Genomic DNA, 12,868 nt, shown 5'->3' with positions numbered 1-12,868 from the left:
AGTGATCGACCAACTATTAACTTTAAAGAATTGGTCACGTTTTTGGTCACACTTTTTCTTTTGTGAGAGCAACGTTCCACTTGAATGTAGATAGGTGAAACCTCAAAAGGTCTAGCTCTAAAGGGCTTTCCTCCGCAGTTTTCTTAATGTACAAACTCCAGTCGCTCCACTGGCAGCGATGAGGTCAGGGGTTCGATCCCCCTAGGCTCCATATAAAAACGTCACTACGATAATCGTAGTGACGTTTTTTTTGCCAATTAAATCGACTGTCCTTGTGCTCTTAGCTTCTTACGCCTGCTGAGCTTCGCAAGCTCCACAACGATTAGTGGAACGATGGAGAGAATCGTGACAATCACCCAGTGCGTGAAGCTTAGGGAAACGAGCTGGAAGATCTCCATCAGTGCAGGAATAATCGCAATTCCGAATATAATCGCAATGGAGAGCATTGCGCACCAGAACAACGAACGGTTGGACATGAATCCAATCGTAAAGATCGATTGGGTGTTGCTTCTCACATTGAAGATATGAACAACGGAGGACCAGCCCAAGATAACAAAGGCCATTGTTTGTCCAACTTCATGGGAAGTCGATACTTGATCCGAAATGTGAACAAACTTTCCGATATAGAAGCCAAGCAATGTCAATACCGTATAGAGTGATGCTTGAAGCGCAATCTTCTTACCTAATCCGTTAGAGAAGATGCCTGCATATTTAGAGACCGGTTTCTGACGCATTGTATCCGGCTCCATCTTCTCACGGCTCAAGCAGAAGCCTGGAATCCCATCCGCGACAACGTTAATCAAGAGCAATTGGATGGCGATAACCGGAAGGCCCCAGCCAAACGCAACTGCAATAATCATGATCATAATCTCGGAGAAGTTACAGCTAAGCAAGAAATAGAGTGTCTTGCGGATATTCTCATATACGCGTCTGCCTTCCGCAACTGCATCGACAATCGTTGCAAAGTTATCATCCGTAAGAACCATATCGGAAGCGCTCTTCGCTACATCCGTTCCGGTTATACCCATCGCCGTACCGACATCTGCCGCCTTCAAGGCTGGAGCATCATTTACGCCGTCTCCAGTCATGGCTACTACTTCTCCGTTAGCCTGCCAAGCTTGTACGATACGAATCTTGTCTTCAGGAGAAACACGACCATATACAGAGATTTGACGTACCTTTTGCTTCAACTCTTCATTGGACATACGCTCAAGCTCAGCTCCAGAGATGGCAAGATCTCCTTCTTTCAAAATACCAATCTCGCGCGCAATCGCTGATGCTGTAGCCATATGGTCACCTGTGATCATGACCGTCTTGATGCCTGCATCCATCGCAGCTTGTACCGCAGCCTTGCTCTCCGGACGAGGAGGGTCGATCATGCCGACCAATCCCGCAAAGCGAAGGCCCTGCTCCAGCACAGCAGCATCCAGCTGCTCTGGGAGCTCCTCATAATGCTTGTACCCTAGCGCTAGAACACGCAGCGCTTGCTCTGCAAACTTATCGTGCACCTCATTCGCTCGAACCTGATACTCATTCGTGCACGATGCATGAGGGTCTAGCGGAATACGGTCGAAGGCGCCCTTCGTAATGGAGATATATCCGTCCTCCGTGCGATGTACCGTCGTCATAAGCTTGCGTGAGGAATCGAATGGTAGCTCATGCACGCGAGGATACTTCGCCTCAAGCTCGGACTTCTTCATTCCCTTTTGATGCAGCAAACGAATAATCGCAGTCTCTGTTGGATCTCCAATGATGGTTTCTTCGCCATTATTGAGTTCAATCGATGCATTGCTCGCAAGACTGAACATCGTGAGCAACTCAGTTTCTGTATCATTAAACGCTTCTGTATCTGCCTTCGGTTCGTGAGACACAGCCCAGACCTGCTTAATTGTCATCTGGTTCTGCGTCAACGTTCCAGTCTTGTCAGAACAGATAACCGACGCACTTCCCAATGCTTCTACCGCTGGAATGCGGCGAATGATCGCATTTTTGCGAACCATGTTTTGAATACCAAAGGCTAGCGTAACCGTTACAATAACCGGCAGTGTCTCCGGAACGGCCGCTACCGCCAAGGATACCGCCGTCATCAGCATCTCCATGATCGTCTCTCCATGGAGAAGACCAATACCAAAGATGATGACGCCAGATACGACCGCTACCAAACTCAGCTTCTTGCCAAGCTCTATCAGACGCTGCTGGAGTGGCGTCTTGGACTTCTTCGTGTTGTTGAGAAGAGAAGCGATCTTTCCCATCTCTGTCTCCATCCCGGTTGCTACTACTACAGCTCTGCCACGGCCATTCGTAACCAAGCAGCCGGAGAAGAGCATATTGACTCGATCCCCTAGCGGATCGGACTCTTTCACCTCTGCCCGTGCATTTTTCTCGGATGGAACACTCTCTCCCGTCAAGGCCGATTCCTCAACGAGCAGGTTGGAACTCTCTATAAGACGGGCGTCTGCAGGAATCATGTCTCCTGCTTCCAGCACGATAATATCGCCTGGAACTAGCTCCTTCGAATTGATGGGCTGCAAGATTCCATCTCGTACAACCTTTGCTGCAGGCGTATTCATATTTTTAAGTGCATCAAGCGCCTTCTCTGCACTAAGCTCTTGCCTGATGCCAAGCACCGCGTTTAAGGCTACGATTGCGATGATCACGAGCGGCTCCGCATAGCCATGCCCTTCCGTAACCGCTAGATACGTCGATATCAATGCTGCTACCAACAAGATTATCGTCGTTACCTCAGACAATTGATGCAGCAGCTTGGCTCCAATGCCCTCTTTTTTCTCCTCTTCGAACTCATTGTAGCCCTTCTGCTGCAGCACCTCTGCTGCCTGCTTGCTGCTAAGGCCATTCTCTCTATTTGTCTTAAGCGCCTTAAAGATATCCTCCAGTTTTCTTTCCATCCACTTCATCAAATGCACCTCTCTTTAAATGATTTCTATTGTCCCCAAAGTCGAATTAACATCTCAATGAGCATCTCCTTTTTGATATCCAGTCGTACAGGATGCCCGTAACATTCGGCTTTCATCTTTTCAAGAATGATGGCCATGAGCACGCTATTCGCGATCATGGCGATGGCCTGCAGCTCTTCCTCTGGAATCGAGTCATCTGCCATCTTCGCAAGTTCCTTTTCCAACTCCTCCGTGATGTATTCAAAGATCGACGGATACATGAATTCGAGCTCTTTGCTGCCTTTTTCCTTAATGGTGACCAAGAAAAAGTCCTTATGGCTTTCGTAGATATGATTGATGAAATCAATCTTCGCCAGCAATAGCTCTCGGATGTTCTCATGATCGGTATGGAAAAAGGTGTCGACCTCTGTCTTAACCAAGCTCATCTGCTGTTCAAGCGCCTCATGTATAAGTTCATCTTTTCCCTTAAAGTGCTTAAATATAGTCGCTTCATTCACAGAAGCTTGTATGGCGATACATTTCGTGGTGGTTCCCTTAAAACCGTGGAGCGCCATATGTTCAAGAGCAGCTGACATAATTTTATCTCTCGTTGTCAGTTTCATTGCTCATCCTCCTCTCTTATTTGGCAAGCAAGTACTTACTTGATTTTTAGTTTACGAATATGTACCCATGGTGACTATGATCTACATCACGCGCATTGTTGGAAACTCTCGAGTTGGTTAATGCCAAAAATCCCTATATTATACAGAAAAGTACCCTATAGGTAGACTTTTTACATGTCTACTCTATAGGGTACTCTTTATTTTTGCGTTGAAGGGTTGGAAAGACCCCTATTTATTGTTCAGCTTGATGTTCAGCTTTTTGTCAGGCGTTGCCGGTATTCTGTCGGTGTCAAATAAACAAAACGTTTAAACAATTCAGAAAATCTTCCTGCACTTTGATAGCCTACTGTCCGGGCGATTTCGTTAATAGAGAGATCCGTTTTTGTAAGCAACTGTTCTGCTTGATGAATGCGCTGCTTTTGAATATATTCTGTTATGGTGCAGTGATGAACGAGTCTGAACAGTTTTTTTAATTTTGTCGCTCCCATATAAGTGATTTTAGTTAATTGATCCAGCGATAGCTTAAGTGCATAATAGCTGTCTATATATGCTGCTACATGTTGGATCTGCTCCATATCCTTTGTTGTTATGCGCAGACATTGGTTGCTTTTTTGGGACAGCTCCCGCTCAATAATAAGCGCGATCGCCTCATACACTTTCCCCTCATAAAACAAGGCCGAAGCAAGAGAAGAACCGCGATAAGCTGCAATCTGGCGAAGCAGCATAACCAGTTCGGGGAAGGAGTTTGTTTCTTCCATTTGGGTTAATGTTTGATACAGATTAACGGACTTTTCGCCATATTTTTGTCTCAAAAATTGGTCGCAAAAAGCAGGCGTAAGTTCAATGCCAATACAATGCACAGGCACCTCTTTGTGAATTAAAGCACGGTATTTCTCCCCTTTTCCCCAATAACATTGGATGCTCCCTTTCTGCAAGCCATGCTCCGGATGATCCATCTCCGTGCCTGAGATAGATTCGTAATATGTAACTGTCAGAAGCTCAGGCATTGTTAAATCGAAATGGAAGTCCTCATAGAAATAAAAGTTGTGAATTAGAATAGAAAATAATGAATTGTAATCATATATCCAGTAATAACCTTGGCCCAATTTCGGGTCCAAAGTATAAGTGGTTCCAGCCAGATTGTAGTTTCCGACTTGTTTGCATTTAGAAAAACCATTTTCTAATAAAAGACGCTCAAAAGGATGGGAACACATAATTTTCCTCCTTTCCTCAATCAGACGATTCTTGTCCAGATTTGGACATATCCGCTTCACAGCTATTTCAAAAAGTTCTCACTTCAATATAATTAATAATAATAATCATTATCAATTATAAAGCAATTGTTTTTGAAAAAGGAAGACAGATACAATTTGCAGAAAAGGGATGGGGATATGAGTATGTATCGGCAAGCTGGTCAAAAACAAGCACTTAGTATTAAAGATTTAATTATTACAGGTGTTTTTTCAGCTCTGTTTTTTATGTTCATGATGATTGGAGCAGCTTTTTTTGCGCCTAATCCGGTGCTGACCTTCTTAATGCCGGCAGGCGCCGCGTTGCTGACAGGACCAATCTATTTATTAATGATAGCAAAAGTGCCGCGTTTTGGTCCTATTTTAATTTTGGGGATTATTTTGGCCATGATTACTTTTGTAACGGGGATGTACTGGCTATGGTCACTGACTTGTGTTTTGTTAGCGGTTATAGGGGAACTGATTGCTTCTATCGGCAAATATAAGAGCATGAATGCTAATGTAATCAGCTATATTATCTTTTCGCTTCATCCAATGGGTTCATATATTATGTTGTGGTTTAATCAGCAAGCCTATAGGGAGTATTTGGTTGGACAAGGAACAGAGCAGGCTTATATGGATACTATGCTTTCCACTGCACAATCCTGGATGCTTCCAGCTATGATTGTCGGCACCATGCTGTGTGCATGGATTAGTGCTCTATTAGGCAAAAGACTGCTGAGAAAGCAGTTTGAGAAATCAGGGGTGTTGGCAGATTGAGGGAGAAGATGGGTATGTATAAGCAGGATCATGTACCAACGCATATTTCCGCTATCAAGCTTGATCCTAGAATGAAAATATATCTTTTACTATTAGCCAATGTCGCAGTTTTTGTATCGCCTTCTTTTCAATATGAGCTTATTTTAATGGCTATGATCTTTCTGCTCTGTTTGCTTATGGGGGTGTATTCCTTTTCATTAAAAATGATACTTGGCTACGGCTCCATTATTGCTGTACAACTGTTAAGCGAAAAGTTTCTGTCTGGCGCATGGGAGCTAATGTTTGTATCCTTTGCCATGTTTATCAGGAAGATTTATCCCTGCGTGGTATTAGGGGGGCTATTGGTTGGAACGACAAAAATTAATGAGTTTATGACGGCATTAACCAAAATCCGCATATCTAAAAAAGCCATTATTCCGCTTGCTGTAATGTTGCGCTACTTTCCAATGATAGGCGAAGATTGGCGGTATATTAAGGATGCGATGAAATTGAGGGGCATTTCTCCTTCAGCGATTGGCTTTCTAAAGCAGCCTGTGCTGACGGTTGAATGCGTCTATGTTCCTTTATTGATGGCAGCATCTAAAATTGCTGATGAATTGGCTGCTGCAAGCATAACCAGAGGAATAGAGAATCCCAAAGAGCGCACCTGTTATCAACAGGTGTCTTTTCAATTTATTGATGTACTGACAGCATTATTGTTCACATTTTATGTTGTGGCAGGGGTGTTTATATGTTAGAAATCTCTCAATTTTCGTTTTCGTATGCGAATGACCAGGACGAGGGCGTCGAAAATATCAGTTTTCATGTTAATAAAGGAGAATGCGTCTTATTATGCGGAAAAAGCGGCTGCGGCAAAACGACAATGGTTCGTGCTATAAACGGTTTGATTCCTTATTTTTATGATGGGAAGCGCGAGGGTGAAGTGCTGCTGGACGGACAGGCTGTGGAGAGCAGAGAAATGTATGAATTGAGCGAATTGACCGGCACCGTTTTTCAAAACCCTAGATCCCAGTTTTTTAATGTGGATACAGACAGTGAGATTGTATTCGGAATGGAAAATATGGCGTACCCCAGAGAAAAGATGGAGGAGAGGATGCAGCAAGTAACGAAAGAGCTGCATTTGGAGAAACTGCGCAAGCGTAATATTTTTCATTTATCGGGCGGGGAAAAACAGAAGATTGCTTTTTCCAGTGTATACGCAGTCTCACCAGAGGTATTTGTATTAGATGAACCGTCGTCTAATTTGGATGCCGAAGCAATTGAAGAGCTGAAGGATATGATTGCCTTATTAAAAAGGCAGGGTAAGACAATTATTATATCGGAGCATAGGATTTACTATTTGAGAGATTTAATAGATAAGGCAATTGTGTTAAACAGAGGAAGAGTTATGTCTGTCTATACGCGGGAAGCTTTTTTGCGTCTAACGGACCAGGATCGGCAACAAATGGGTTTGCGTGCGCTTGAACTGAATAAAGTACGTTTTAGCCATCACGATAAGCCGGAGCCTCGGAATCGTGATCCGTTGCATGAACTTGTTATGCGAGATGTTGCTGTTTCGCATAACAAGAAAAAAGTATTGCAAGGCATTCAATTAACCGCCAAGAGCGGCGAAATTATTGCTGTTACCGGGCATAATGGGGCAGGAAAAACGACCTTTGCCAGAGCGCTGTGCGGGGTGCATAAAATTGCTTCCGGCAGTATTGATTTTAATGGTCAAAAGTTAACTGCCAAAAAACAAGCTGGCTTGGCTTACATGGTTATGCAGGATGTTAATTATCAGTTGTTTGCTGAAACGGTTGAGAAGGAATGCGCCTTTGGTGTGAAAAACGCCGATCCGCATGCTGTATGGCGAGCATTAGAACATATGGAGCTGGCAGCATTTGCAACCCGCCATCCTAACACTTTATCAGGAGGACAAAAGCAGAGGCTGGCGGTAGCAGCCAGTATAATCAGCAAGAAGGAAATTTTAGTGTTTGATGAACCGACAAGCGGCCTGGATTTTGGCAGTATGCACAATGTTGCCTCAATTTTGCGCGGTTTGGCTGCAGCCAATAAAATCATTTTCGTTATTACACATGATTTGGAATTTATTGCGTCTTGCTGCACCCGTATTGTTAGGCTTGGAACTGGAGGAATGCAGGAGGACTATCTTCTGAATGAAGAAAATGAACAGCGCACCATTCATTATTTTGCAAATTACAAGGCAAAGGCGGAACGGTAATGGAAAAAACGCGGAAACAAGAAAAAAATCCAATAACCACACTCCTTGCTTGGGCAGGGAAAAACAGGATTTATTTGTATTTATCAGTTCTGTGTTCGTTCATTAGCGGATTGTCTACGATTGTACCTTATTTTGTGATTTACCGCATTATAGAGCGCGTCTATCATAACCAGTTAACAGAATCCTTTTTTGCGCAAAATTTATTGCTTTTGGCAGCGGCAATTATTGTTCGTTTCGGATTGTTTGCTGTTTCAGCTACATTGTCTCATAAAGGGGCCTATAATACTTTATTTGAAGTGCGTTGCCGGGTTACAGAACATATGTCGCAAGTTTCACTAGGTTCTTTAAATGAACGCCATACAGGAGAAATGAAGTCTTTGTTAAATGAGGAGATTGAAAAGCTGGAGCTTTTTTTAGCCCATCATTTGCCGGAGCTTATATTTTATATGAGCGGTCCTGTAGCAGTTTTTATCTATCTGTGCACAGTCAATTTGCCGCTCGCATTCATTTCATTGATCCCGTTAATCATTGCAGTTGCAGTAATGGCGGTTATGTTCCGCGGCACGAATCAGTTGATGGACCGGGCAACACGTTCTATAGCTGGCTTGAATGCGGCCATTATAGAGTATATTCAAGGAATGCGCTTAATTAAGGCATACAATATGAGCAGTAAATCGTTTAAAAAGTATGCTGACGCTGTAGACGATGAGTTTAATGTTTGGAAGGAAATGTCTTTGAAAATGGGCCCGCCCTATGCCAGTTATGTCATTATTATAGAATGCGGCTTATTGCTTATGGTTCCGATCGGTGGCATGTGGTTTCTAAATGGCAGTTTGACAGGCAGTATGTTTATCCTGTTTGCTTTTGTAGGCTCCTTGTATTTAACTGAGCTGCGTCCTTTGCAGGAGCTGGGTTCTAATTTTGCACAAGTGTTAAACGCAGTCAAGAAGTGCAACGCTTTTTTAGAGACGCCGGTCTTTGAGAAGGGCAAAGCTTTTCCAAGCCATTATGCCATACATTTAAAAAATGTCAGCTTTTCGTATGACGGCCAAAAGGAGCAGCTGAAAAATGTCAATTTGTCGATTGATGAAAATGAGAGAATAGCCATTGTTGGCGCTTCCGGAGCCGGAAAAAGCACAATCGTTCAATTAATTTCCCGTTTCTATGATGCAGATCAGGGTGAAGTGTTGATTGGCAATATAAATGTTAAAGACATTGACTATGAGGAACTGTTAAAACATATCACTATTGTGTTTCAAAAGTCCTTTTTAACGAGCGGCACTGTTTTTGAAAACATTGTAATGGGTTCTCATGCAACACTGGAGGAGGTAAGGGAAGCGGCCAGAAAAGCGCAGATAGACGATTTTATCCATTCTCTGCCGGACGCTTACGATACCAAGGTAGGCAGCTATGGCACCCGGTTTTCGGGTGGCGAAAAACAGAGGATTGCTATAGCACGCGCTATTTTGAAAAACTCCCCGATTCTCATTTTGGATGAGGCGACTTCTGCGGCTGACCCGGAGAATCAAGCTGAAATTGATCAAGCTATAGCTGGGCTTTGCGTCGGCAAAACCGTCATTATTATTGCACACCGGCTTGGTGTTATTAAGCATTGCAACCGGGTTGCGATTGTAGAGAATCAGACTGTTCAGGCATGCGGCACTCATCAGGAAATGCTAGAGAAGAGTCCGTCATACAGAAAGGCCTGGCAAAATTACAGTAAAGCTAGAGAAATTACGTACGAATTTGTGGAGGAGATTCAGGAAAATGAACTATAAAAAAGCATTTAAGAAGAATGCCTCCGTTTATATCTCTGTTTTATTCAATGTAATTGAAGGTATGCTGGCAGGCTTTAATTTTATCGTGTTGTATCATGTTATTAAAGCTTTAATGACGGAGCAATTGACGCCACAAATGCTATACCAAACGATCCTCCTGTTAAGCGTCATATTTCTTATTCGTTTAGTTGTTTATGCGTATGGTTATACCAGAGGGCAAATCGGAGGAGCGGGCGTAAGCAAAATTTTGCGACTTGCTTTGGGCGATAAAATGAGGAAGATTCCGCTCTCTTCCTTTACCAAAGCGCAAACCGGTGAGTATATTAATGCGGCAACTGCCAGTGTTAACAGCTATGAGAAAGTGTTGACGCATAAAATCGGCGATATTATTAAAAATGCTTCATTTGCTTTATTGCTTACAGGTTATGTTGCAACGATTTATGCACCTGCCGGGACGGTCATTTTAAGCGCAGGTTTGCTTCTGATTCCATCGCTCTATCTTTCTTTTCTTATGGTGAAAAAATACGGCAACCGGAAAAAAGAGATTATGACCAGCAATACAAGTGCGGTAGTCGAGTATATAAACGGCATTCAAACGATGCGTGCGTATGGACTGGGCGGTATTAAAAACAGAGCAACTACGGAATCTATGAAGGCTTATAGTGACATTAGCTATATATATGAAATAAAAGTTATACCGATCGGCACCGTTTTTAGTATACTGTGCTGGCTAAGTCTTCCTATTGTTTTATTTCTGGCTGGAAATCAGTGGATGAACGGGGGGTTGGACGCCTCCTCCTTTTTTCTAATTGGAATTGTACCGCTGTTCACATGTAAATTGTTTGGCACCTTGTTTGTCGATTTAACTTCTTATAAAAATTTAATGATTGCCAAAAAGCAAATTGAACAATTATTTGAGGTACCGGAAGAGCCGTTAAACCAGAATCCGCTTGTACCGGGGGATTACAGTATCACTTTTCAGGATGTGGATTTTGCATATAACAAAGGCGAAGATGTTTTGCGCGGCATAAATATTACGATGGCTTCGGCAAAATTTACGGCTATTGTCGGACCTTCCGGATCAGGAAAATCAACCATTTTAAATCTGATAACCAAATATTATGAACCGGATCGCGGCAATGTATATATCGGCAAGCAAAATATTCAAGAGGTTACCTCAGAGAAGGTGCTGCAGAAGATTTCTATGGTGGACCAGGATGTTTTTCTGTTTAACGATACCATTCTAAACAATATCCGTTATGCGAAACCGGGAGCCACGGAACAAGAGGTTATTGCGGCAGCGAAGGAAGCAGGCTGCCATGCGTTCATTGAAAAGCTGGAGCAAGGCTACTATACGATGGCCGGAGAAAACGGCAATAAGTTCTCCGGGGGCGAGAGACAGCGAATATCTATAGCGCGCGCTATATTAAAGGACAGTCCTATTTTGTTGCTAGATGAAGCTACAGCGTCTTTGGATATAGAAAACGAATTAGCCGTAAAAGAAGCCATTAAAAATCTTTTGAGAAAGAAAAAAACAGTCGTGATGATCGCCCATACGCTTTCCATTATTAAAAATGCAGACAAGATTTTGGTGATGGATGGAGGCAAAATGGCAGAAGGGGGAACTCATCAGGAGCTTCTCGAAAAAGGCGAGAAGTATGCGGCCATGTGGCATACGGAGTCCAAGCTAAGTATGGCCTATGGTGAAACTCTACGAAATCGCAATAAGAAATACTGTTAATAGAACAGTTGACTTTGACGTCGTGTCGTACTTTAAGCTGGTAATTGAAAGGAGGAAAACATGGAGCTCCAGACAATAAGCGAGGTTACAAAAAGCTATCAAATCTCAACAAGAACACTCAGATACTATGAGCAAATCGGACTGCTTCAGAGCTCGAAGAAGGAGGGCTATGCTTATCGCACCTATGATGAAGATTCGTTGAAAAGATTGGAACAAATATTGATCTTACGAAAGCTGAGAATTCCATTAAAAGAAATCCAGAGCGTTTTGCAAAGTAAGGAATCAAGGATAGCAATGGCTGTGTTTCAAGATAAGATCAAAGAACTATCCAATGAAATAACGGCATTGTCGGAGGTTAGGACAGTTTTGGAACAGTTTGTGATCGTTCTCAGAGATCATACTGGATTGGAAATGAATCTGGGATTTGCAGATGAAAAGATGTGGCAGATGATTGAAACCCTCCCGGAAATAAAATCAAACTTAAAGGAGGAAGTAACCATGAATGATTTGAATATGGCCGACAATCAATTATCACAGCTAAAGGATGTAAGAATTGTGTATTTACCCCCATCAACAGTGGCCTCAATACAATTGGTAGGCGGTACACCGGAATATGATACAGGGGTAAAACTTCAACAATTTATGATTCAGACGAATCTTGCCAGTCTCAAGCCTGATCTACGTCAATATGGCTTTAACCATCCGAATGGAGTTAAACCTGATGGGTCTGACCATGGGTATGAAAGATGGGTCACCATTCCAGACGATATGGAAGTAAATGAACCATTTGTTAAAAAGAAATTTCTTGGCGGTTTATATGCTGCCCATATGATACCTATGGGGAATTTCGAGGAATGGGGTTGGCTTAGCGAATGGGTTAATAACAGCAATGAATATGAACCGAATTGGGGAGACCCAGATTGCATGAATGGCTCAATGGAAGAACATTTAAATTACATCAATCAATATCAATTGAGCAATGAAAAAATGGACAAAGTTATTCAATTGGATCTGCTTCTTCCAATTAAAACAAAGTTGAAATAGAACTATGGTTTACTTCGTATTTCACGCAACCTTTTAAGGGTTGCGTTTTTTATTTTGGTGCTTAGCCTAAGCATCATATTTCGGCTCCGACTTGAGACCGATCGATCAGCCTGAGGGAGGCCTTGTGTACGTCGCCATCTCCGGGATTCTAGTAATTGTGTGTTCCTGGGCCATCAGCTGGATTATTGCCTTCTTTGGCGTGATTGCTCGTACTGCTTCAAGTGTACAGGGGGTCTCGATGATTGTGCTGTTTCCGCTCACCTTCCTCTCCAACGCTTTCGTACCGGTCAATACTATGCCTGAATGGCTCCAGTGGTTCGTGAACATCAACCCGATCTCGCATTTGGTCACTGCCGTTCGAGATCTTGCGAACACCGGAACGATTGCCGTGGATCTTGCCTTCTCCCTCATTGGAGCCTTTGCCATTGTTGCGGTATTTGCACCGCTAACGGTACGTGCCTATATGCGCCGGACATAGAACAGGTAATATGACGTTTTTGGTCGAACCTTTCTCTATCGGAGGTAGCCAACCGTCATTGCACGCAATTTTTTGTTAGT

The 12,868-nt window shown here is 43.1% G+C and carries 9 protein-coding genes and 1 pseudogene; 7 read left to right on the top strand and 3 right to left on the bottom strand.

The genetic code is table 11. From position 1 onward, the window contains the following. Nucleotides 1-257: 257 nt before the first annotated feature. From MNQ98_RS22600 to MNQ98_RS22590, 3 genes are all read right to left on the bottom strand, one after another. Nucleotides 258-2,915, bottom strand: coding sequence for a cation-translocating P-type ATPase (locus tag MNQ98_RS22600; protein WP_241930262.1), 2,658 nt, complete (start codon nucleotides 2,913-2,915; stop codon nucleotides 258-260). A gap of 26 nt (nucleotides 2,916-2,941) precedes the next feature. After that, a complete protein-coding gene (locus MNQ98_RS22595) occupies nucleotides 2,942-3,517 on the bottom strand; it encodes a TetR/AcrR family transcriptional regulator (protein WP_241930261.1) in 576 nt (191 codons plus the stop codon). Between the two features lie 251 nt (nucleotides 3,518-3,768). Beyond that, nucleotides 3,769-4,731: a helix-turn-helix domain-containing protein gene (locus tag MNQ98_RS22590; RefSeq protein ID WP_241930260.1), complete on the bottom strand. Its 963-nt coding sequence runs from the start codon at nucleotides 4,729-4,731 to the stop codon at nucleotides 3,769-3,771. A 177-nt stretch (nucleotides 4,732-4,908) separates the two neighbouring features. On the opposite strand from MNQ98_RS22590, the gene MNQ98_RS22585 reads away from it, so the two are divergent. From MNQ98_RS22585 to MNQ98_RS22555, 7 genes and pseudogenes are all read left to right on the top strand, one after another. Beyond that, nucleotides 4,909-5,526, top strand: a complete 618-nt coding sequence (locus MNQ98_RS22585) for an MptD family putative ECF transporter S component (RefSeq protein ID WP_241930259.1) — start codon at nucleotides 4,909-4,911, stop codon at nucleotides 5,524-5,526. A gap of 14 nt (nucleotides 5,527-5,540) precedes the next feature. Beyond that, nucleotides 5,541-6,263 carry an energy-coupling factor transporter transmembrane component T gene (locus MNQ98_RS22580; protein ID WP_241930258.1) on the top strand — a complete coding sequence of 241 codons (723 nt, stop codon included), beginning with the start codon at nucleotides 5,541-5,543 and terminating at the stop codon, nucleotides 6,261-6,263. After that, nucleotides 6,257-7,747 (top strand): ABC transporter ATP-binding protein, encoded by a 1,491-nt coding sequence (locus MNQ98_RS22575; protein WP_241930257.1) that lies wholly within the window; start codon nucleotides 6,257-6,259, stop codon nucleotides 7,745-7,747. The genes MNQ98_RS22580 and MNQ98_RS22575 overlap by 7 nt, the downstream gene beginning before the upstream one ends. Next, nucleotides 7,747-9,525 carry an ABC transporter ATP-binding protein gene (locus tag MNQ98_RS22570; protein WP_241930256.1) on the top strand — a complete coding sequence of 593 codons (1,779 nt, stop codon included), beginning with the start codon at nucleotides 7,747-7,749 and terminating at the stop codon, nucleotides 9,523-9,525. The genes MNQ98_RS22575 and MNQ98_RS22570 overlap by 1 nt, the downstream gene beginning before the upstream one ends. Beyond that, nucleotides 9,515-11,266, top strand: a complete 1,752-nt coding sequence (locus tag MNQ98_RS22565) for an ABC transporter ATP-binding protein (protein WP_241930255.1) — start codon at nucleotides 9,515-9,517, stop codon at nucleotides 11,264-11,266. The genes MNQ98_RS22570 and MNQ98_RS22565 overlap by 11 nt, the downstream gene beginning before the upstream one ends. A gap of 60 nt (nucleotides 11,267-11,326) precedes the next feature. Continuing rightward, entirely contained in the window at nucleotides 11,327-12,310 is a 984-nt protein-coding gene (locus MNQ98_RS22560) for an effector binding domain-containing protein (RefSeq protein ID WP_241930254.1), read from the top strand. Nucleotides 12,311-12,416: 106 nt separating this feature from the next. Further along, nucleotides 12,417-12,788, top strand: a pseudogene (locus tag MNQ98_RS22555) (ABC transporter permease); the annotation flags it as partial. Nucleotides 12,789-12,868 lie beyond the last annotated feature (80 nt).

Origin of the sequence: Paenibacillus sp. N3/727 (genome assembly GCF_022637315.1) — a bacterium.
In the GTDB taxonomy this organism is placed as follows: Bacteria; Bacillota; Bacilli; order Paenibacillales; family Paenibacillaceae; genus Paenibacillus_AQ; species Paenibacillus_AQ uliginis.
This window is presented reverse-complemented; position numbering and strand designations above follow the sequence as displayed.